At 66.1% G+C, this 20,412-nt stretch carries 19 protein-coding genes; 10 read left to right on the top strand and 9 right to left on the bottom strand.

Features of this window, described 5'->3' with window-relative positions:
• Window positions 1-167 precede the first annotated feature (167 nt).
• Window positions 168-1,583: a S8 family serine peptidase gene (locus ACIBCN_RS22930; protein WP_396993656.1), complete on the bottom strand. Its 1,416-nt coding sequence runs from the start codon at window positions 1,581-1,583 to the stop codon at window positions 168-170.
• A gap of 88 nt (window positions 1,584-1,671) precedes the next feature.
• Window positions 1,672-2,274, bottom strand: a complete 603-nt coding sequence (locus tag ACIBCN_RS22925) for a DUF308 domain-containing protein (protein WP_396993655.1) — start codon at window positions 2,272-2,274, stop codon at window positions 1,672-1,674.
• A gap of 286 nt (window positions 2,275-2,560) precedes the next feature.
• On the opposite strand from ACIBCN_RS22925, the gene ACIBCN_RS22920 reads away from it, so the two are divergent.
• The 3 genes from ACIBCN_RS22920 to ACIBCN_RS22910 are packed head-to-tail and all read left to right on the top strand — an operon-like array spanning window position 2,561 to window position 4,681.
• Window positions 2,561-3,058: a pyridoxamine 5'-phosphate oxidase family protein gene (locus ACIBCN_RS22920; RefSeq protein ID WP_396993654.1), complete on the top strand. Its 498-nt coding sequence runs from the start codon at window positions 2,561-2,563 to the stop codon at window positions 3,056-3,058.
• Between the two features lie 55 nt (window positions 3,059-3,113).
• Window positions 3,114-3,521, top strand: a complete 408-nt coding sequence (locus ACIBCN_RS22915) for a YciI family protein (RefSeq protein WP_396993653.1) — start codon at window positions 3,114-3,116, stop codon at window positions 3,519-3,521.
• The gene (locus tag ACIBCN_RS22910) at window positions 3,518-4,681 is read left to right on the top strand and encodes an RNA polymerase sigma factor (protein WP_396993652.1); all 1,164 of its coding nucleotides are present in this window, start codon (window positions 3,518-3,520) and stop codon (window positions 4,679-4,681) included. The genes ACIBCN_RS22915 and ACIBCN_RS22910 overlap by 4 nt, the downstream gene beginning before the upstream one ends.
• A gap of 2 nt (window positions 4,682-4,683) precedes the next feature.
• Here the strand turns inward: ACIBCN_RS22910 and ACIBCN_RS22905 are convergent, their stop codons facing one another.
• From ACIBCN_RS22905 to ACIBCN_RS22895, 3 genes are all read right to left on the bottom strand, one after another.
• A complete protein-coding gene (locus tag ACIBCN_RS22905; RefSeq protein WP_396993651.1) occupies window positions 4,684-5,244 on the bottom strand; it encodes a DUF4232 domain-containing protein in 561 nt (186 codons plus the stop codon).
• Window positions 5,245-5,507: 263 nt separating this feature from the next.
• A complete protein-coding gene (locus ACIBCN_RS22900; RefSeq protein ID WP_396993650.1) occupies window positions 5,508-6,179 on the bottom strand; it encodes a 1,4-alpha-glucan branching protein in 672 nt (223 codons plus the stop codon).
• A gap of 300 nt (window positions 6,180-6,479) precedes the next feature.
• Window positions 6,480-7,436: a hypothetical protein gene (locus ACIBCN_RS22895; RefSeq protein ID WP_396993649.1), complete on the bottom strand. Its 957-nt coding sequence runs from the start codon at window positions 7,434-7,436 to the stop codon at window positions 6,480-6,482.
• A 496-nt stretch (window positions 7,437-7,932) separates the two neighbouring features.
• On the opposite strand from ACIBCN_RS22895, the gene ACIBCN_RS22890 reads away from it, so the two are divergent.
• Window positions 7,933-9,411, top strand: a complete 1,479-nt coding sequence (locus ACIBCN_RS22890) for a carboxylesterase/lipase family protein (protein WP_396993648.1) — start codon at window positions 7,933-7,935, stop codon at window positions 9,409-9,411.
• Here ACIBCN_RS22890 and ACIBCN_RS22885 read toward each other — a convergent pair.
• Complete coding sequence (locus tag ACIBCN_RS22885) at window positions 9,399-10,580, bottom strand: citrate synthase (RefSeq protein ID WP_396993647.1); 1,182 nt, start codon at window positions 10,578-10,580, stop codon at window positions 9,399-9,401. The two genes, ACIBCN_RS22890 and ACIBCN_RS22885, sit on opposite strands and share 13 nt — an antisense overlap.
• A gap of 87 nt (window positions 10,581-10,667) precedes the next feature.
• On the opposite strand from ACIBCN_RS22885, the gene ACIBCN_RS22880 reads away from it, so the two are divergent.
• The gene (locus tag ACIBCN_RS22880; protein ID WP_396993646.1) at window positions 10,668-11,852 is read left to right on the top strand and encodes a citrate synthase; all 1,185 of its coding nucleotides are present in this window, start codon (window positions 10,668-10,670) and stop codon (window positions 11,850-11,852) included.
• 30 nt (window positions 11,853-11,882) lie between these two features.
• On the opposite strand, the gene ACIBCN_RS22875 is transcribed toward ACIBCN_RS22880, so the two are convergent.
• On the bottom strand, window positions 11,883-12,347 hold the full coding sequence (locus ACIBCN_RS22875; protein WP_396993645.1) for a GNAT family N-acetyltransferase: 465 nt from the start codon (window positions 12,345-12,347) through the stop codon (window positions 11,883-11,885).
• Window positions 12,348-12,621: 274 nt separating this feature from the next.
• Here ACIBCN_RS22875 and ACIBCN_RS22870 point away from each other — a divergent pair, with 274 nt between their 5' ends.
• The 4 genes from ACIBCN_RS22870 to ACIBCN_RS22855 all read left to right on the top strand — a co-directional run bounded on the left by ACIBCN_RS22870 (window position 12,622) and on the right by ACIBCN_RS22855 (window position 17,001).
• Window positions 12,622-13,236, top strand: a complete 615-nt coding sequence (locus ACIBCN_RS22870) for a histidine phosphatase family protein (protein ID WP_396993644.1) — start codon at window positions 12,622-12,624, stop codon at window positions 13,234-13,236.
• Between the two features lie 369 nt (window positions 13,237-13,605).
• Window positions 13,606-14,811 carry a site-specific integrase gene (locus ACIBCN_RS22865; protein WP_396993643.1) on the top strand — a complete coding sequence of 402 codons (1,206 nt, stop codon included), beginning with the start codon at window positions 13,606-13,608 and terminating at the stop codon, window positions 14,809-14,811.
• 386 nt (window positions 14,812-15,197) lie between these two features.
• Window positions 15,198-16,004: an SDR family oxidoreductase gene (locus tag ACIBCN_RS22860; protein ID WP_396993642.1), complete on the top strand. Its 807-nt coding sequence runs from the start codon at window positions 15,198-15,200 to the stop codon at window positions 16,002-16,004.
• 103 nt (window positions 16,005-16,107) lie between these two features.
• Window positions 16,108-17,001, top strand: coding sequence for a helix-turn-helix transcriptional regulator (locus tag ACIBCN_RS22855; protein WP_396993641.1), 894 nt, complete (start codon window positions 16,108-16,110; stop codon window positions 16,999-17,001).
• A 179-nt stretch (window positions 17,002-17,180) separates the two neighbouring features.
• On the opposite strand, the gene ACIBCN_RS22850 is transcribed toward ACIBCN_RS22855, so the two are convergent.
• Together ACIBCN_RS22850 and ACIBCN_RS22845 are read right to left on the bottom strand one after the other, a co-directional pair.
• Window positions 17,181-18,041, bottom strand: coding sequence for a hypothetical protein (locus ACIBCN_RS22850; RefSeq protein WP_396993640.1), 861 nt, complete (start codon window positions 18,039-18,041; stop codon window positions 17,181-17,183).
• Window positions 18,042-18,228: 187 nt separating this feature from the next.
• Window positions 18,229-19,161, bottom strand: a complete 933-nt coding sequence (locus ACIBCN_RS22845; protein ID WP_396993639.1) for an LLM class flavin-dependent oxidoreductase — start codon at window positions 19,159-19,161, stop codon at window positions 18,229-18,231.
• Between the two features lie 250 nt (window positions 19,162-19,411).
• On the opposite strand from ACIBCN_RS22845, the gene ligD reads away from it, so the two are divergent.
• Window positions 19,412-20,362 (top strand): non-homologous end-joining DNA ligase, encoded by a 951-nt coding sequence (gene ligD, locus ACIBCN_RS22840; RefSeq protein ID WP_396993935.1) that lies wholly within the window; start codon window positions 19,412-19,414, stop codon window positions 20,360-20,362.
• Window positions 20,363-20,412 lie beyond the last annotated feature (50 nt).

Below are 20,412 nucleotides of genomic sequence, written 5' to 3'. Positions count from 1 at the left end.
GGACCGGCTGGGTTTCGCGTCGGTCAGATCCCCTACATGTTCTCGACGGTGGCCAACCTGTCTGCGCCGGGAGCCGAGAGGCGCGTGCGACACGGGAACTACTCGATCTTCGGTTCCGCGACCGGGCAGTCCGTGAGCGACGGGCTCACTGAATTCGGAAGGCCGGATCAGCGGGGTGCGGCCATCGCTCGCAAATCCGGTAGGTTGCCGATTCGCTGACTGGCCGGTCGGCCCGGCGCGCTCGTCTGCGGTGAGCCGGTGGCTCGCAGGCGGGCGCGTACCTCGGCCGGTGTCCGGCGTTGACCGGCCGCGGTGCTGATTCCCTGGTAGCTGGCTACGGTGCCGGTGATGATCGGTGTGGCGCTGGATGTTCCGCTGAATACGTCGGTGTACCAGAGGTCTTCGTCGGAACCGCCCTGGAGATCGCCGTAGCCGGTGGTGGTGACTTCCCTCCCCCAGGCTTGGGTGTCGACGCGGGAACCGAAGTTGGAGAAGTCGAGTCGTGCTCGACCGGGTCCGTAGTCGCGGCCGTGAAAACCGGGAGGTGGCGCCCCCGCGCCGACGATGATCGCCCCGGAATCGTCGGCCCCACCGCGGAACGGGTTGCGCCACGAGGTCGGGAAGTCCGCGGGTCGGGTGTCGTAGAGCGCGGCATCGAGGTCTTCGGCACCGTTTCCGCCCGCCGCCACCACGATGACGCCGCGACCGACGGCGTAACGAACCGCGGCGAGGTCGTCGGACCACCATTCGATGGGGAGGTAGCCAGCCTGGTCCGGGCGGGCCGCGTAGTTGAATCGTGGTCCGGGACGGTGCAGTTCGAGCAAGATGACATCGCCTGCATCGAGCGCGTCGGCGGCGGTGCGGATCGCGGCCGCCGATCCTGGTCCGAAGATCGATACGGCGCGCAGCAGAGCGTCGGGTGCGATGCCGGTGATGCCGAAGGTGTTCACGTCGCCGCTGATTTCGCCGGCGACCGCGGTGCCGTGATCGCGCCAACCCCGATCGGAGGAGGGGTCGCCGCCGATCACGCCGCCCTGGTTGGCGAGCAGGTCCTCGTGGGTGAATCGCCAGGCGCCTTCGATATCGATCACGCGCACCCCTTGGCCGCGTCCGCCGGGCATGGTCCACGCCCAGCGGGCGTCGATGCCTTGCGGTGCCGGGTCCAGATAGCCCTGGCGCGCTTCGAAATTCGGGGTCACCGGTGGTGCGTCGGCGGCAGCGGTAAAGGTGGTGGCGTCGGGGGCGATCGGGGGTTCTGCGGGCGGTTTGAGGTAAGCGCCGTCGACCGCGTCGTCTTCGCGCAGCCGCGACGCGATCGCGGCGAGATCGGCGGTGACGCCGCGGACGGCGAAGTACCGCAGGTACTGCGCGGCGACGGGTTCGTGTGGTGTTCCCGCGACGCGGCCGTGCAGCCGGTTGGCCGGTCCGAAGATGCGGGCGAGGCGACCGCCCGCGGGCAGCAGCGTGGTCAATCGTGCCGCGGTGCTGAGACTGTCGCTGAGTGCGCCCCGGGTGAGCGTGGTGTCGGCGCCGTGGGTGACCACGATCAGCTCCGGCTGCAGGTGGAGCGCGTGGGGTGCCATGGTTTCAGTGAACCCGGTACGTGGGCCGGGCACGAGCGGAATGCGTTACGCAGCGGCCGCATTTCGGCATCACCTGCCTGGACGACGCTCACGGATCGAGCCGGACCGCCCGCATTCGCGAAACACCGGGCAGATCCACCACGCTGTGGCGCACCGCGGCGACGCTGAGCACCTCCATGGTCCCGATCACGATGAGGAACAGGCCGACCACCAGGCCGAGCACGTCCACTGAGTCGAAGGGCAGCACCCCGACCAGGATGCCGAGCACCATGGTCGCCAGGCCGAACACCTCCTGCCTGCCGCCGCCCGCCAGATTGCCGGCCCAGACCGCGACCGTGGCGTGGCAGATCCCGCGCACCGACCAGGCCAGTCCGATCCAGAACGACAGCAGCAGTGCCGAATTGCCGCCGCTGAAACACAGCACGGCGAGCAGCATCGAAATCAGGCCGCTGGCGAAAACGAGCACCCGCAGGGCGGGCGCGAACTTCGCGCCGAACGAAATGACCATCTGCAATCCGCCGTTGAGCAGCAGGTAGAGACCGAACAGCAGCTCCACGGTCGGCAGCGATTTGTGTGGCCACACCGCTACGACCACACCCACGATCATCGAGCAGGCACCGGCCACCAATATTGCCTGCCGGGCACCCCCGGCCAGTGGTTCCGTACGCCCTTCGAGCTCGTTTTCGGGCATAGCTACATGATATGGCGGGTTCCCACGGATAGCCGCGTGTTTGCTTTCACTCGGTGCGCCGAGTGGGACGCACGGTACGTACCACCGACTACCGGCATCTCCCGGACGCCTCAGCGCGGTCCGGCCGGGCACGGTCGGCGAATGTTGCCATGCCGTTGCCGGATCCGCGAATGGGTCAGCGCGAAAATTTCTGAAATTCAGCACGCACCCGATGTCGAGAAGATCGCCCCGGCTCCGTCCCAGGGTTATCAGCGGCCACGACCGTCGACCAACGAGAGGCATTACCGTGCAACAGAACGAGATCGCCGAAGTCCTGAACCGACCGCTCAGCCAGGAACTGCTGGCCCGCGACCTGACCCGCTTGGCCTACGTCGCCAAGGACGGCACGCCACGCAACGTCCCGATCGGGTTCACCTGGAACGGTTCCGAGATCGTCCTGTGCACCTCGACGAACGCCCCGAAACTGCATGCCCTGCGCGAGAATCCGATGGTGGCCCTGACGATCGACACCGAGGTGCATCCGCCGAAGCTGCTGCTCATCCGAGGCCGGGTCGAGCTGGACGTGGTCGATGGCATCCCCGCGGAATATCTCCAGATGAACGGCTCCTACGAGATGACCACCGAGCAGCGGGTCGAGTGGGAAGCGGGAGTGCGTGCGCTCTATGACGGCATGGTCCGGATCGTCGTGACCCCGACCTGGGCGAAGCTCATCGACTTCGACACCACGTTGCCGAGCGCGGTCGAGGAACTGATCCGGCAGCGGGCCGAACGCTCGGCCGCCTGAGCACCGCACTGTCAACGACGGTCACAATAGGCCGTACCGAATCAAGGAGAACACGATGGCCAAGTACTTGCTGCTCAAGCACTACCGCGGTGCGCCTGCCTCGGTGCACGACGTGCCGATGGATCAGTGGACGCCGGACGAGGTGTGGGCGCACGTGCGATACATGCAGGATCTCGGCGCTCGACTCGAGCGCACCGGCGAATTCGTGGAAAGCCAGGAGCTGTCCCCGAAGGGCACGTTCGTCCGCTCCGACGGCGAGGGCAGGCCACCGGTCACCGACGGCCCGTTCGCGGAGACCAAAGACCTGATCGCGGGCTGGATGGTGATCGACGTCGACACCTACCAGCGGGCGTTGGAGGTGGCCGCCGAGTTGTCCGCGGCGCCGGGTGCGGGTGGGAAACCGGTCCAGGAGTGGCTCGAGGTGCGCCCGTTCCTCGGCGCGGCGGCGACGGTCACCGAGTGAGCGGAGCTCAGGTGCTCGACGAACTGCTGCTACGGGAGTTGACCCCCGCGGTGATCGGCGTCCTCGTGCATCGCGGCGTCGACTTCGCGACCGCCGAGGACGCCGTGCAGGAAGCACTGCTCCAGGCCGCCTTGACCTGGCCGGACCAGCGGCCCACCGACCCGAAGGGCTGGTTGATCACGGTCGCCTGGCGCAAGTTCCTCGACGCGCACCGTGCCGAGGCGGCGCGCCGCGACCGGGAACAGCGGATCGACGCCGAGCCGGCACCCGGGCCGACCGAGACCGCGGACGACACGTTGCAGCTCTACTTCCTGTGCGCGCACCCGTCTTTGACGCCGGCCTCGACGGTCGCGCTGACGCTGCGCGCGGTCGGCGGCCTGACCACGCGACAGATCGCGCAGGCCTACCTCGTGCCCGAGGCGACGATGGCGCAGCGGATCAGCCGGGCCAAGCGGACTGTTTCGAACGTCCGGTTCGATCAATCCGGTGACGTCGCCACGGTGCTGCGGGTGCTCTACCTCGTCTTCAACGAGGGCTACTCCGGCGACGTCGACCTTGCCGCCGAGGCGATCCGGCTCACCCGCCAGGTGGCGACCAAGATCGAACACGAAGAGGTGGCCGGGCTGCTCGCACTGATGCTGCTCCATCACGCGCGGCGCCCGGCACGGACCCGCGCCGACGGCAGTCTCGTGCCGCTCGCCGAACAGGACCGCAGCCTATGGGACACCCGTCTGATTGCCGAAGGTGTCGACGTACTCCAGCATGCCCTCGCCCGCGACCGACTCGGGGAGTTTCAGGCCCAGGCCGCCATCGCCGCGCTGCACGCCGACGCACAGACAGCCGAGGAGACCGACTGGGTGCAGATCGTCGAGTGGTACGACGAGCTGCTGCGGATCACCAAGAGCCCAGTGGCCCAACTCAATCGGGCCGTCGCGGTCGGTGAAGCCGACGGCGCCCGCGCCGGTTTGGCCGCACTCGCGGGTCTCGATCCCGCCCTGCCCAGGTATGACGCCGTCTCGGCATACCTGCACGAGCGTGACGGCGACCCGGTGACCGCGGCTCGGCTCTACCACGACGCCGCCCAATCGGCGACAAGCCTTCCCGAACGCGACCACCTCACGCGGCAGGCGGCCCGGCTCAACGCGCAGCTGCGTGGTTGAGGTCAGTGCATCTCCGGGCCGAGAAGCGGATGGACTTCCAGCGCGCACGCGGTGATGGTGGCGGCGATGGGTTGCGCGGTGGATGCGTTCGGTGGGGTGACGCGTAATCGGATGTAGGTCGGGCAGGAATTGCCGTTGGCATCGACCGCCATCCCTTCGACGATGGCCGAGGCCGAGACGGAAGGCGGTGTGCTGCTGTCGGTCATGATGACGACCGGTGGTGCGTCACGGTCGGGTGGGAGTCCGCCTGGGTAGCCGCGCGGCGTGTGGTCGGCGCGGATGACGGGGCCGCCCTGGTCGGCCTCGATCTCCGGGTAGCCGGACAGCTCGCACGCAGGTGTGCCGTTGGTCAGGCCGATGGTGATCCGCACGCCACGGTGGGTCGCGCCGGGTGAGACCTCGGTGGCGCTGAGCACGAGTTGGCCTGCGGCACACGGCGAAACCTGTTTGCTACCGACGCTCGGGGGCTCGTCGGTGGCGGCCGGGCTGCTTGTGCAGCCAGCGGCTCCGAGTATGGCGGCACCGACGATGATTCGTGCGTATCGTTTCGGCAGCGGAATCACGTCCTTTCGTCGCCGGAGCGGGCCATCTTCCCCACGGTGGCCACCGCGTCTCGTCTCTCAGCGACTTCCGCGGTCCGAGTGCTCGTCCTTGTCCGCGCTACACCTGGCGTGTGAAAGCCTGCGTCGTGGCGAATGCTTGCCGCACAGTCCGTGCACCGTTCACTCCGATAAGGATATGGTCCCAGGCGCGGCGTCGTGTGTCTCGCCAAGCGAGCGCCGTATCGATGAACAGCTTTGCGGCCGTTCATCTTTCACTGGTCCCGCTAACTCTCCGCGTGACCGTGGAAGGTCAGGAACACCCCGCGAACCGAGGAGCCGTCCGGCAGTCGCCACGGCGCGGTGACGTGACCCGCACCGGCGTCTTCGGACGACTCGTCACCGGGGCGCAGAATCCGGTTGATCCGGACGATCGCGGTACTGCCCGGCACTCGCGCGCCCACCATGATGTCGGTGCCCGACGATCCGTCTTCCGCCGTGACCGGCTCCGATCCAAGTGCCGGAACCGCGATCTCAGGGGTCGTCACGGCGACCGACTCATCCACCGTCACACTGTCGTGCTGCGCCTGGGGCTGCGCCGTTCCACCGAGCAGCGCCAGAATTTGGGCCACAACCACCGGATCGCGCGTCCCGTCATAGAGCCACCGCTGCCCGAGCACACCGTGCATCGACGTACCGATGAGCGCGTCCTCCGCTCCGTCGAGCGGCACCCCCCGATACGCGAACGGCACCTGATAGGTAACCGACTCCGCACCCGAACTATCGGTCACCGCAACGAATTCGATCCCGACCTCCCCGTCCGGATCATCGAGCCGAAACCCACCGACCCGGTCCAGCACCGGCTGAACGTCACCGCGATACCACGACCGCGTCGGCAACCACGAGGACAACAACTCGACCTTGGTGGGAACCATTGTGGTCTCATGGATTACCGCCATGCCCGACTCCTCCCTCCGCCACGCCAAGGCAAGCCGCCGACGCTGCGCATCGCAGTCTATGGGATCCGGACTCCAGCGATACCGGTAGCAGACAGTCTTTTTCCGATGTCCGCCTCATCGTCTGTTGACGATGCTCAGATCGAGATGGACGACTGCGGAATCCATGCGCCACAGGGTGTTACGACGCATCGACACCGGCGCCTGTTCGAGGCAGGTGACGAGGCGGTCCCGGATTCAACCAGGACCGCCCTTCACTTGTCGCGGCGGGTTTCGGCGAGTCGGGTCCCGAACGTGAACCGCTTACGCCCCTGTGCGACTCCCTATCTCGGTAACCGCGGTTGGTTTGCGGCGGGTTTCGGCGAGGAGTTCGTCGAGTTGGGCTTCGGCGCGTTCGGCGCGGGCCAGCGTTTGGGTGCGGGCTTGGTCGAGGGCCTCGATGCGGTGGGCGGCTTCGGTGCGGGACTTGTCGATGGTGGCCGCGGCTTCGGCGCGGGCGGCGGCGATGTCGGCGGCGGCGGTGCGGCGGATCTCGGCGAGTTCGGTGCGGGTGCTGTCGAGTTCGGCGCGGACCCGGCGCCATTCCTCGCGGGCCTCGTTGGCGGCTTCGATCCGTTCCATGGCCGCCTGCTCGGCGCGTTCGGTGGCGCGTTCGGCGTCGGTGGCGCGTTGTACGGCGAGGTCGCGTTCGGAATGGGCGGCGGCGACCTGGGCGGCGGATTCGCGTTGTGCGTGCGCGATTTCGGTGGCGACGCGGCGTTCGGTGCGATCGATCTGTTCGGCGGCTTCCGCGCGGACGCGCTCGATTTCCTCGGCGGCTTCGCGACGAGCCGTGCGGATGTCGGCCTCGGCCTCGCTGCGGGCGGCGAAAACATCGTCGGCGGCCTGGCGGGTGGCGCGCTCGACTTCGCGTAGCGCGTCGTCGCGGGTGCTGTTGGCGTCGGCGACGGCGGCCTCCGCGCTTTCGGCGGCACTGGCGGCATCGTCGGCGGCTTCCTCGGCGAGCGCACGTGCGTCCTCTGCCTCGCGTCGTGCCTGTTCGGCGGCGACGGTGGCCATTTCGGCTTCGGCGATCCGCCGGGCGGCATCGGCTTGGACGGCCTGGACCTGCGCCTCAGCGACGGAGGGGTCGCCCAGGGTGGACAGTTCCGCGACCGCCGCGTTGAGGGTGTTGCCCAGTTGGTCTGCGAGCCCACGGAACTGGGTGAGCAGTTCATCTGCCCGGAGTCGGGCAACGGTGACGGGGCCTTGCTGCGTCACAGTGACGTTAGCGAGGGGTGCCTCTGACTCCTGTTGTAGCCGTTGACGTTCCCGCCACGCGCGCCATCTCGTGTGGTCCGGGTGATCACAGTATTCGGACGGGCGGCCGGGTCCCCCGCCGCGCGTGATCGGTCGGGAGCAGCCCGGGTAGTTGCAGACGTTGGACACTGAAGAATCGTAGCGTTGGTTTCGTAACAATTGACGTATTCATACGAAACGAAATGTGGCGTGTCGCAGGAAGACTCATTTGCCTGCCGCGTTTCCTGACCGCCGATAAGTGAACATTATCGGCGGTCAGACTCGATCACGGTTCCACTAACTCCCCCAACCTGGTTGGGATTATTACGTTTACGTTTGGTAGCAACCAACGAAACGAAACAGCCACGAAACCCTTCGAAAACTGTGCACCCCTGTACGCACGTACCACTTTCAGGAACACTGGACACATGATCACGAGGAACTCAGGTTGGCTTACCGACCGAAAGCGAACTCGCCAGTGATTACCGATCCTGAAATCCGCACGGCCGCGGGAGTTGTGCGTGGCAGGTGGGAAAACACCGTCGGAGTCTTCCGGGGTATCCCCTACGCCAAGCCGCCGGTCGGCGCACGACGGTTTGCGGCTCCCGTCCCGGCTCAGCCGTGGGACGGTGTCCGCGACGCGCTGGAGTTCGGTCCGTCGGTTCCCCAAGCCGGCGCGGCATCTAGTGATCGAAACTGCTTGACCCTCAACGTCTGGTCACCTGACCTCGGTGCCGCCGCGCTGCCGGTGCTGGTGTTCATCCATGGCGGCAGGTACTTGGAGGGCACCTCCAGTAACCCGCACCAGGATGGTGCGATTCTCGCCGCGGCCGGGGTGGTGATGGTCAGCATGAACTACCGCGTCGGTGTGGAAGGCTTCGCCAACGTCGCCGGGGCGCCGAACAACCGCGGCATGCTCGACCAGATTGCCGCGCTGCGGTGGGTACAGGAGAATATCGCCGCGTTCGGTGGCGATCCGGGCAATGTCACCGTGTTCGGCCAGTCCGCCGGCGCGGGTTGTACTGCGGCGCTGGCGACTATGCCGTTGGCGGCCGGGCTGTTTCGGCGCGCGATAGTCCAGAGCTGCCCGGGCACCTTCTTCTCGCCGAGACTGTCCGCCGAGATCTCAGCAACGATAGCCGCGGAACTCGGTGCCCAAGCCACCGTCGATGAGCTCGCCCGTTTTTCCCCGGGCGAGCTCATCAACGCCACCGGGACAGTCATGAGGAAGATGCCGGACTTCGTCGAATCATGGGGACCGACAGCGCTGACCCCGACCCCGTTCTCACCCGTCGTCGACGGCGACGTCCTCCTGCACGCGCCGTGGCCCGCACTCGCCGACGGTGCCGCACGCGACATCGATCTGCTCGTGGGACACACCCGCGACGAATTCCGGCTGTTCAACCCCCTCCTCGGCAGCGAGGTGACCGACGCGCAGCTCACCACCACGCTCGACCGTTTCGCACCCGCCTCCGACGCCAGCGGCGGCTACCGCGCTCTCTACACCGAGGCCACCTCCGCGCAGCTGTACGAACTCGTCAACTGCGACTGGCTGTTTCGGATGCCGGGCCTGCATCTGGCCGATGCCCAGCACGCCGGAGGCGGCCAGGTCTGGAATTACGAACTCTGCTGGAGCTACAACCGGGACCAGGGTGCCTCGCACAGCCTCGACCTGCTGCTCGTCCTCGGTACCCTCGACCTCGTCGAGGTCCGCGACCATCCGTCAGCGTTCCCGAACGCCGCCGCCGAAGCCGTTCACGTCGCACACCACATGCGCACCGACTGGCTGACTTTCGCGACCACCGGCACCCCCGGCTGGACGCCATACGATCCGGACACCCGCTCCACCCGCGTCTACACCGCCGAGCCGACCACCCAGCCTTACCCCGAGGAACGCTCACGCCGCATCTGGGCCACCCACCGGTTCGACACCCTGGACCTCCTTCACACCGACTGACCGGCACGCGGCGGCACCGGTTGCGGCGCAGGCGGTCCGACGTATCGGGCGGACGGGCGGATGACCTTCGCGGTGTCGGCCTGTTCGAGAATGTTGGCGGTCCAGCCGACGACACGGCTGGTGGCGAAGGTCGGGGTGAACATCGAACGGGGAATCCCGCACAGCTCCATCACGACCCCGGCGTAGAACTCCACGTTGGTATAGAGATCCCGGCCGGGTTTGAGTTCGGCGAGCACCTCGGTGACTCGTCGTTCCACCGTGGTCGCGAATTCGACAAGTTCACCGCCGAGTCCAATGCTGATGTCGCGCAACAGCACCGAACGAGGATCCGCGGTCCGGTACACGGCGTGGCCGAAGCCCATGACCCGGTCGCCCTTGGCGAGTTTGTCACGCACCCAGCCGTCGATGCGGTCCACGCTGCCGATCTCATCCACACCGTCCAGCGCCCGGTCCGGGGCGCCGCCGTGCAGCGGTCCGGAGAACGCGCCGATCGCCGCGATAACCGCGGAGGCGACGTCGGCACCGGTGGACGCGACGACCCGCGCGGTGAAGGTGGACGGATTGAACCCGTGATCGATCGTGGCGATCAGGTACTGCTCGATCGCCCGGACGGCTTGTGGGTGCGGCAGTTCACCGGTCAGCATGTACAGCCAATTCGACGCCGTCGACAAATCCGCGCGTGGGACAACCGGTTCCAGGCCACGATGGAGCCGGTGCAGTGCGGCCAGGATCGTCGGCGTGACCGCGCAGATCAGCAGCGCGTCGGCCTTACGGGACGCGCGGTCGCCGTCCCACACCGGCTGCAGGTCGCGAATCGCGGCCAGCATCGACAACGCTGTCCGCAGCCCGACCATCGGACGGAACGGATCCCCACCCGCCGCGATAGTCGACAAGATCGGCAGCAATTCGGTTGGCAGCAAGCGCGATTGCGCCACCTCGCCGGTGAACTCGGTCAGCTCGTCCCGGTCGGGCAACCGTCCCTCGAACAGCAGAAACCACACCTCTTCGAAGGTGCACGCGGACGCCAGCTCGATCGCCGAGTACTGGCGATAGTGATAGAAGCCTTCCTGCCCGCGAACATCGCCCAGTCGCGTCTCGGCCGCCACCACATTGCGTAGTCCGGCGGGCACGTCGATCAGCTCGTCGAGCTCGACACCATTGATAGTCATCGTTCAGACCTCCTTGACTGAACTGTGCGAGCACTGTCAACTAGAGTCAATATTGATCAAGTCAACGTAAATGCGGAGAGGCAGGTCATGGACGCGAAAGGTGACGCACGCCACCTCACCACCGCCGAGGTGGCGAGTCGTCTCGATATCAAGCCCGAGACCGTCTACGCCTATGTCAGCCGTGGACTGTTGACCAAGGTCGCGGCTCCGGGCCGTCGAGGCAGTCTGTTCCGGGAGGACGAGGTAGCCCGGTTGGCGCGAGGGCGGCGGCATGGCGGCCAGCACACGATGGCCGACATTGCCTCCACGATCTCGCGCATCGAGGACGATCAGCTGCGCTACCGAGGCCACCACGTCGCGGATCTGGTGACGACACAACCGGTCGAGGCCGTGGCAGGACTGCTGTGGACCGGCGATTTCGCCGCGTCACCACCGCAATTCACCGCTCCCGCTGAGCTTCTCACCACCTGCCGCGCGGCAGTCGCCGCTCTCCCCGCGAATGTTCGGCTGACCGATCGGATGCGCGTCGCGGTGACCGTTGCCAGCGCGAGCGATCAGTGGCGATTCGACCTGTCGCCGCAGGGCGTGCTTCGTACGGCCGGCATTCTGCTCGCGGTCGAGGTCGATTGTCTCGGCAAGGCGCACCGCGATTCCGGGACGCTGGCTGAACGGCTAGGGCCCAGCTTGACCGACCAAGCCCTGCCCTCCGGACTACTCGACGCGACCTTGATCCTGCTGGCCGACCACGGACTTGCGATCTCCACCATGGCCGCCCGCGTCGCGGCCAGCGCGCGAGTCCACCCCTACGGTGTCGTCTCCGCCGGTCTCGGGGCGCTGGACAGCCAATATCACGGCGCGGCAAGCACTGTCGCGTATCGCTTCCTCGGCGATGCCATCACCGATCCGCTCGGCGCGGCGTCCGAACGGCTCCGCCTCGGCGGCGGGCTGCCAGGTTTCGGACACCTGATCTATCGCGCCGCCGATCCGCGCGCCGACCTGCTGCTGGCCATGCTCCGGTCCATACCCGCCGCCACCCCAGCGCTGACCGCGATCGACACCATCACCGACCAACTCGGCGCACCCCACACCGCCCTACCGAACATCGACCTCGCCCTGGCGGTACTCATGCACGCCTATCGCATGCGACCCGATGCCGGAGAGGCGATCTTCGCCGTCGCCCGCACCATCGGCTGGATCGCGCACACGCTCGAGGAGTACACCGAACCGCCGATGCGCTTCCGCCCCAACCGAACTCCGGTCCCCGCGCCATAGAGTCGGCCGCGGTGGATGGAGACGTGGATGTCAGCGCGCGAATTCGGCTTTCAGCAGCCCCGGCGACGTCACAAAGCCACCGCGGGCATACGCACTGATCGCCCTGCCGCTTGAGTTGACGGTCAGCGGCTTCAACCCCAATTCATCGGCCAGACGCACGACCGCATCGATAAGCTGGCTGCCGAGCCCGCCGCCTCGGCGATCGGGCACCACATACATGCTCTGCAAATCACCGGAAAATCGGTGCAGATTGCTCGGGCTCGGTACGCGTTGATAGATCGCCAGCCACGCCATCCCGACGACAACACCATCGTCGACCAGAACCAGGCACCGATGCGAAGACCTGTTGTCCCGCGCCCAACCCACGAACGACCGTATGAACTCCTCCTCGGTAGTCGACGGCGCCCCCTGATCTTCCTCGAGCCACTGCCAACGAAGTCGAGCGACGCCAACCAACTCGTCATCCCGCACTGGATGAATCACGGTGTTACTCATCCGCGAATTCTGGCATAGCACAGGGGATTCCGAGGAGGCGACGGCCGCAAATGCGACCGGCAACGGCGGCGATGCCTCAGTGGGGCCAGGCCGAAGAAAGTCGCGCTGGTCACCGAGGACGGCGCACCGATACGGCGACTTCGATGCTCGGGTGAATCATCGTGCGCGGCATCTTCGCTCGAACGGCATCGAGCCTGGGTCGCGGGTCCGCACAACGTCGCAGTAGACCGTTTAGATAGTCACGGCCAGCCTGGTGGCAGTAGAACTGGTAGGCATGAGTGACCACGTCAAGGTGTGGTGTCTGCGGCATGCGGAATCGGAGAACGTCGTCGCGGGCGTCGCGGGAGCTGTACCGGCGGCGGCGCTCACTGCGCTCGGGCGTTACGAAGCTGCGGCTGCTGCCCGCGCGCTGGGCGGGGAGCCGATCGCCCGGATCTACTGCAGTACTGCGGTGCGCGCACGGCAGACCGCTGCGGCTTTTGCCGGCGGGAGGGGTCCCGGGGTCGTCGCGCTCGCAGAACTCGCCGAAGTCGGCATCGGACGGCATGAGGGGACCAGTGACCCCGCGGTGCGGCGGCGGACGGCCGAGGTGTTGCGGGCGTGGATCATTGAGCGTGATCTAGGGCAGCGAGTCGCGGACGGTGAGTCGGGGCTGCGGGTTCTTGCCCGCGTGAGCGCCGCCTTTCGACACATCGCGGATACCCACGCCGAAGAGACCGTTGTCGTTGTCGGCCATGTCGCCAGCCTCACCCTGACCGTCGCATCGCTATGTGGGCTCGGCTCTCATGTCTGGGGTACGCCGTTGCCGCACGCTGAGCCGTTTGTTGTGGAATGGGACGGACGCTCCTGGCACTGCCACGGGTGGCCCAACTTATCGGACCGCGGCTAGCCATTCTGCTCGGTCAGCGGCTGTGGCGATCGTCGACGCCACCCGCGCCGGTCAATCGTCTCGCAGGTTGTTGAGCTTGTTGACTATCTCGGCGCTGAATTCTGGATCGTCGAGTGGCAACCGGCGAGAGCACGACGACGTCAGCTCGCCGAACTGAAGGTGCCACCTCGCACGGGAGCGCCCATCATGGCGTGCACGTCACCGTCCGTCCGAGACCTCCAGAGCGAGCTAGATGGAACCGAGAAGGCGGAGGCCTTGCGGGCGACGAAGTTACCAAGTGTTGGGCGACGCGCGGGGAGATGGTCGATGTCGCGAATTGGGCTGTGGCAGCAGGACAATGGTGGGGGTCTAGGAGTAGGGAGCTGGTCGATGGAAGAGCGCGCCGCGGTCGTCGCGATGCCGGAGTCGGTGCGGACCGAACTGCGTCGCGGGGTGCGGAGCGTTCTGGTGGACGCGGCCGCGTTGCGGTTGGTGCGGGAGCGGTTCGATGATAATCAGGCGGGGTCGCTGCGGCGGTATCTCGAAGCGTCGCAGTCGGCGAATACGTTGCGCGCTTACCGGACCGACTGGATCGCGTGGTCGGCGTGGTGTCTGGCTGAGAGTCGGCAGGCGATGCCCGCCGATCCGCTCGATGTCGCCGTCTATCTGGCCGCGGCGGCGGACGCGCGCCGGGAGACCGGCGAGTGGGCGTTCAGCGCGGCCACGCTGGAACGCAAGTCGGCCGCGATCGCGGCGGTGCACGCCGCGAACGGATTGCCGTCCCCCACCCGCTCCGACGTTGTCCGATTGACCTTGCGTGGCATCCGGCGCACGCGGCGCACCCAACCGAAACGCAAACGCCCCGTGCTGTTGCACACCCTCGACCAGTTGCTGGCCGGGCTGCCCGAACCGGGCTGGCCCACCGAACCCGCCCGGCGCCGCGATGCTCTTGTCTTGTTGATCGGGTTCGCCGGCGCATTGCGTCGCAGTGAGCTTGCCGGGCTGCGCATCGCCGACGTCGAGGTGCAGCTCGATCACGCCACCGGCGAACCGGTGCTGCTGGTGCGGCTGCCGTCGACGAAGACCGACCCGACCGGTGTTGCCGAACAACGCGTCGCGCTGCCACGCGGTCAACGTCCGCGCACCTGCCCTGTCTGCGCCTTCGCCGACTGGGTGCGCCTGCTCGAAATACACACTGCCGAAGGCACGTCGGGCCTGCGCGCCCATCTCGCTGAGGGCGCGACCGACCCGAACATCCACCGCTGCCACGGCTTCACCGGAACCGCTCTCGCCGAGCAACCCGACCTACCCTTGTGCCCCACGATAAATCGTCACGGTACGGTCGGCGCCACCCCCATGTCCGGCCGCGCCGTCGCCGAACTCGTCAAACGCTACGCCGCCCGCGCCGGTCTCGACCCCGACCTCTTCTCCGGCCATTCCCTGCGCGCCGGGTTCGCCACCCAGGCCGCCCTCGGTGGCGCCAGTGACCGCGAGATCATGCGCCAAGGTCGCTGGTCTAATCCGCGCACCGTGCACGGCTACATTCGTACAGCAAATCCCTTGGAAGACAATGCCGTTACCAAACTCGGGCTTTGAGATCTGCCGCTACCGGGTCTTCACGATTCGGCTGACCCCATTGTCGAACTCCACCATGTCGATCCCGGAGGCCGGTGCATAATTCGAGCGGGTCAGCGGCCGAACAGTGACTTCAACTGCTCGGGAACGCGCCCGCCTTCGATATGAATTCGGGCCGCGGCCTTCTCTGCGCACCAGGCAAGGGTGGCTCTCACAGTACCTGTATCACCAGGGTCTCCCAGGCGTCCAAAAAGCCTGTCAACCTGGTTGAGTCGGCGCCCTGAACGGATAGCGCCGACAACACTCCACGGACACGCATTGCAGCTTTACCCCCATCAGTTCAATTCAGCTGCCCGAATGCGCGACCGTGTCGGCGAATTATTCCACGACAGAACGGATGGAGAACAATGGCGGACAATCAATTCACCACTCAGACAGAACTTTTCGATCTGAGTGGGAAGTACGCCCTTGTCACTGGCGGCACCAGTGGCATTGGGATGATGATCGCGCGCGGCCTTCTCCAGGCGGGCGCCCGCGTCGTCATCAGCTCGCGCAACGCAGACAAGTGCGCGGAGGCACAGCGTCTACTGTCCGAATTCGGCGACGTTCAAGCAATCCCCGCCGACCTGTCCAGGCACGACGAGTGTCAGCGCCTCGCTGATCTCATCAAGGCCGACTCAGATCGCCTGGACATCCTCGTCAACAACGCGGGAGCGATGTGGCGCGAACCGTTGGAGACGTTCCCCGACGAGGCCTGGGACACAGTGCTCGACCTCAACCTCAAGTCGCCGTTCTGGCTGGTGCAGGCGCTGCTCCCCGCACTCCGCAGGGCGGGCACCACCGATGATCCCGCGCGGATCATCAACATCGGCAGTATCGCCGCCATCCACGTCGCCCAGTCGCCCAACTACTCGTACGCCAGCAGCAAAGCGGCACTCCATCAACTCACCAGAGTGCTTGCCAGAGAACTGGGCCCACAGCACGTCACGGTGAACGCGGTAGCACCGGGTGTGTTCCCGTCGCGGATGATGGGGTCCACGCTCGATGCCATCGGCGACACGATCGCGGCGGCGGCCCCGCTGCGCCGGCTCGGCCGCGACGACGACATGGCGGGTATCGCCGTGTTTCTCGCTAGCCGGGCCGGGTCCTACCTCACGGGCGCCATCATCCCGGTAGACGGCGGCATCGCGACGACCGCATCGGGTACCCCCTAGGCGTCGGCTTTGCCAGTGGCGGTCTCCAAGCCGGGTCTCAACGCAGTCGTCGGGGTACCGGCAGTGCCTCCCTTGGATTGCTGGACGGCCCTACGGTGGAGGGATGGCCACGATGGATCTACGCACCGATATACGGGAGTTTCTCAGCTCACGTCGCGCCCGTATCACACCCGAGCAGGCAGGTCTGCCCGCTTACGGCGGCAATCGGCGGGTCAAAGGTCTGCGTCGCGAGGAGGTAGCGCTACTGGCGGGAGTATCCGTCGACTACTACGTGCGCATGGAGCGCGGCAGCCTCGCTGGTGCCTCCGATGGCGTGCTCGACGCGTTGGCCTCGGCCTTGCAACTCGACGAGGCCGAGCGCGATCACCTGTTTCACCTCGCGCGCCAATCCGGGGCGCCCAGCGGCCCACGCCGGCGCAGGCCTGCCGGGACGGTGCGCTCGACACTGCAGCAGGTGCTCGATGCCATCTCCGATGCGCCAGCCTGGGTCTGTAACGGACGTTATGACGTGCTAGCCATGAATCACCTTGCCCGCGCGCTGTTTTCACCGGTGCTGGCCGACCCGCGACGGCCCGCGAACACAGCGCGGTTCGTCTATCTGGCTCCCGAGGCGGCCAGGGATTTCTTTGTCGACTACGACCAGATTGCCGGTGACGTGGCCGCGAAGCTACGCATGGAAGCCGGCCGCAATCCGCACGACGAGGAGCTGATCGCTCTGGTCGGTGAACTGTCAACGTGCAGTGAGCTATTCCGGCAGCGGTGGGCATCTCGGGACGTGCGGCTGCGCCGGTCCGGACGCAAGCGGGTGCACCATCCGGTCGTTGGCCGGCTGGACTTGGACGTCGAGTCCCTGGAACTGCCCGCCGAACCCGGCCTCCACCTCGCCGTCTACACCGCACCCGCCGACACACCGACCGCTGACAATTTAGCGCTCCTGGCGTCGTGGGCGGCCACCCAGCAGACGCTTGCGACCGAGCTCGAAGCACACAACAGATAGTCCAATCCCTTCAGCCATACTAGTCAGCGGACCATCTCAGCCGCCATCCAAGCGACGCCTCTCTGCGGCGGCAATGTGCTCATCCGGCGAGACCAGCCGACCGGCAGACGCCGAGTCCCGCGGGGATGCAGTGCCGTTACCTTGCCTGGCGCGGAGCGAACCTCAGCACGAAGCCGACGTCAGGTGAACAGGTCGTCGGCCGTATCGACGATCACCGCACGGTCAATCCAACCCTCGAGCTGCTCCAGATCTTCGCAGTTCGAGATCCGCGCACGAACGTCAGCGCTGACAGAAATCCCCCGAGTATCGAGGACTCTGAAGATGATCCGTGCCGCTTCAGCCGCACGCCCCTCCGCCACATACTTGCGGGCGAAGTCGCTCTGGTACTCGTATCCCGTCGTCATCAGCTCCTCCAGGTGGTGTAGCGCAGACTCGGACAGAGCCGTGCGCACGATGTCATAGTACATTTTCGTCTGCTGGTCGTCGGTCTTCTGCAAGCCCGCGAGCAGGGCGGATAGGACTTCATGGGCCTGTGGCCCGTCGGCGTGGGCGATGGCCGACAGCACCGCGCGCTCGGGCATCGCAACCGCCTCGGCGCTGTCGGTCACGGCGGGTACCAGCTCAGGGCCCAGGACCAATGGGCACAACGTCAATTCGGGATGTCCCAGCTCGATCGGCTGCCTCGCCCACTGCGCGACCGCGGAATCCGGAGCCACCACGAGCAGAAACACCGGGCATTTCAGCCGCGCCCGGAGGGTGACGAGGTACACCGGCCAGCTCCACTGCCGCGTGCCGTCTTGCGCCAGCTGCACCTCGACCGCGATTCCGACCAGCGCGGTTCCGGCCTCATCGGTGACCGCGAAGGCCGCATCACCCCGAAATTCCTTCGGGCCCATGTCGGTGAAATCGCATGGCTCGGCATGGGTCTGGTGCGAATCGGGCATCGGTAGCCCGAACACGTCTTGCAGAAAGCCCGCCGCCAGCTCAGGCCGACTGCGGAACAGTTCCACAAAACCCTCGTGGATGAATGATGGCGACATGGTCGAGGAGATTACAGTGCGCCACTGACACTTTCGGTGAAACTCCAATAATTCCGCTCACCGATTTTCGAAACACATTCTGCTCACACTGCGACGGAATGCCTTGCGTCAGAAGCAAACTGGAATATTGCAGTGACGTAATATCAAATTGGAACGTAGCAACGTGGTATTGATAGAAAAAGGAATATCAGTACGCAACTTGGTCGAGTGTTGGCGAGATGAGCTCATCGGTCGCCCAGCGTGCGACCTCGTTCGGATACGGCGCCGGTAGCACGAGCACCAGGTGGGTGAATCCCGCGCCGATCAGTTGCCGAAGATGCCGCCGCGATTCGGCGGGATCATCGTAGGAGACGACAATCTGGGCTGAGCGGGTGATCTCCCCAGGATCACGCCCGATCGCGGCACAGTGCTCGTCGAGGACGTCGCTGCGCTGCCGCAGATATTCGATGGTGTTGCGGGGCAGGCCGATGACGTTCCAGATGTTCGCGTGTTCGGCAACGACCCGCAAGGTGGCGGTCCCGGTGCCCGCGATCAACAGCGGGGGATGCGGTCGCTGGATCGGCTTGGGATTACAGCGAACTCCGGTGAGTTGGTTATGCTCGCCCGCGAAGTCGAAGACCGTTTCGGTCCACATCCGCCGAATGATCGTGCAGGCTTCGGCGAGATCAGCGACCGCGTCAGGCCAGCTGCCGTGCGGAATACCGTAGGCGTTGTACTCGGGTGCCACCAGCGTCTCGAACCGCGGATCCCGTTTCGGCATGCCACCGACGCCGAGGCCGAAATCGAGGCGACCACCGGCGATCACATCGACGGTTGCGCCGATCTTCGCCAGCACCGCAGGCCGCCGAACGCGATTGTTCGTCACCAGCAGCCCGAGCCGTAGCCGCCGAGTCTGAGCAGCAAGCGCGGTAAGCAACGTCCACCCCTCATATACCGGCCCCGACAACCCCTCGTCCAACGCAAATCCCGCACCAACCCTGGGCAACAGATGGTCATAAAGCCACGCATGCTCGATTTCGGGAATCTCGTCGGCCTCCCGCCAAACCCGCAAGATATCGGCATAGCCAACGTTCGCCGGAATCGTCTTGATCCCAAAGCTAACCCCACCCGCGTAACCCATACACCAACGCTAAACCCCCAACCCCCGCCTCCGGCGGCGTTACCCGCGCCGACTTGACGTACGCATCGGCGTCACCACGATCGAGTTTCCGGTTCGACGCTCCCGGATCCTCGTTATTCGCCGTATTCGAGCATGAACCGGCGGTAGGCCGACGCGCTGCCGTAGCCAACCCGCCGAGCCATTCTCGTTCGCGATCAGACAAATCGGTAGCTAACAGTATGCTGATCTTGTGCAATCAGTGCCGGCGCCGATGCTGGCCGTCCCTGGGCGGCCACCGGTAGATACCGGTCTGTGGGCGATCGAGATGAAATGGGACGGTATTCGTGCCATTGGGCGGGCGGTCGGCGGAGAATGCCGGTTCTATAGTCGGAACAATCGCGATCTGAGTGGTTCTTTTCCGGAGCTGACCAGCATCTTCAGCCATTTGCTCGGCGGCAGGGATGTGCTGGTCGACGGCGAGATCGTGGCCCCTGAGCCGGGCACCGGCGTGCCCTCTTTTCGTCGGCTACAGCGTCGGATGCACGTCGTGAAACCCACCGCCGAACTCATCCGGCAAGTGCCTGTCCAATACCTCATCTTCGATTTGCTCGCCGACAGCGGAGAGTCCCTGCTGGCCCTCCCCTATATCGAAAGGCGCGCCCGACTAGACGAATTGGCGATCGACCTGCCCATGGTCCGCACCCCGCCCTATTACGCCAACGTCGACGCCACCACCATGCTGGGCGTCGCGCGCGATCACGGGTTGGAAGGCATCATCGCCAAGCGCCTCGACTCCACCTATCAGCCCGGCCGCCGCTCCCCCGCATGGATCAAAACCCCGCTGCGCAGAACGACCGAGGTCGTCGTCGCGGGCTGGCTCCCCGGCAATGGCCGCTACGCGGGCATCTTCGGCTCCCTCGTGTTGGGCGCCTACGACGAAACGGGCCGCCTGGTCCACATCGGCAATGTCGGCACCGGCTGGACCATGCGCGATCGCAAGCAACTCCAACTCCAACTCAACGAAATCGCCCGCCCCGACAGCCCTTTCGACATCCCACCGCCACGTCCCGTAGCCACTGTCGCCCATTGGGTCAACCCCGAACTCGTCGCCGACATCGAATTCCGCGAAGCCAGCCCCGACGGCTTACGCCACCCGAGCTGGCGTGGCCTGCGACCGGACAAGGCACCGCGTGAAGCGACAGTGCCTGAAATCGGGCGCTGACACCTCTCTGAACTGCGCTGATACGAGCTCGGCGGTAGGGCAATCACCTC

Origin of the sequence: Nocardia sp. NPDC051052 (assembly GCF_044456045.1) — a bacterium.
In the GTDB taxonomy this organism is placed as follows: domain Bacteria; phylum Actinomycetota; class Actinomycetes; order Mycobacteriales; family Mycobacteriaceae; genus Nocardia.
Note: the sequence above shows the minus strand (reverse complement) of the source record. Positions and strands in the feature narration are given on the sequence as shown.

Excerpts from the sequence above, each read along its gene's own strand:
- ACIBCN_RS22925 (WP_396993655.1), bottom strand. The coding sequence starts at position 2,274 with ATGCCCGAAAACGAGCTCGAAGGGCGTACGGAACCACTGGCCGGGGGT.
- ACIBCN_RS22930 (WP_396993656.1), bottom strand. The coding sequence starts at position 1,583 with ATGGCACCCCACGCGCTCCACCTGCAGCCGGAGCTGATCGTGGTCACC.
- ligD (WP_396993935.1), top strand. The coding sequence starts at position 19,412 with ATGCTGGCCGTCCCTGGGCGGCCACCGGTAGATACCGGTCTGTGGGCG.
- ACIBCN_RS22885 (WP_396993647.1), bottom strand. The coding sequence starts at position 10,580 with ATGACTATCAATGGTGTCGAGCTCGACGAGCTGATCGACGTGCCCGCC.
- ACIBCN_RS22850 (WP_396993640.1), bottom strand. The coding sequence starts at position 18,041 with ATGTCGCCATCATTCATCCACGAGGGTTTTGTGGAACTGTTCCGCAGT.
- ACIBCN_RS22865 (WP_396993643.1), top strand. The coding sequence starts at position 13,606 with ATGGAAGAGCGCGCCGCGGTCGTCGCGATGCCGGAGTCGGTGCGGACC.
- ACIBCN_RS22900 (WP_396993650.1), bottom strand. The coding sequence starts at position 6,179 with ATGGCGGTAATCCATGAGACCACAATGGTTCCCACCAAGGTCGAGTTG.
- ACIBCN_RS22855 (WP_396993641.1), top strand. The coding sequence starts at position 16,108 with ATGGCCACGATGGATCTACGCACCGATATACGGGAGTTTCTCAGCTCA.
- ACIBCN_RS22870 (WP_396993644.1), top strand. The coding sequence starts at position 12,622 with ATGAGTGACCACGTCAAGGTGTGGTGTCTGCGGCATGCGGAATCGGAG.
- ACIBCN_RS22880 (WP_396993646.1), top strand. The coding sequence starts at position 10,668 with ATGGACGCGAAAGGTGACGCACGCCACCTCACCACCGCCGAGGTGGCG.
- ACIBCN_RS22875 (WP_396993645.1), bottom strand. The coding sequence starts at position 12,347 with ATGAGTAACACCGTGATTCATCCAGTGCGGGATGACGAGTTGGTTGGC.
- ACIBCN_RS22860 (WP_396993642.1), top strand. The coding sequence starts at position 15,198 with ATGGCGGACAATCAATTCACCACTCAGACAGAACTTTTCGATCTGAGT.
- ACIBCN_RS22915 (WP_396993653.1), top strand. The coding sequence starts at position 3,114 with ATGGCCAAGTACTTGCTGCTCAAGCACTACCGCGGTGCGCCTGCCTCG.
- ACIBCN_RS22845 (WP_396993639.1), bottom strand. The coding sequence starts at position 19,161 with ATGGGTTACGCGGGTGGGGTTAGCTTTGGGATCAAGACGATTCCGGCG.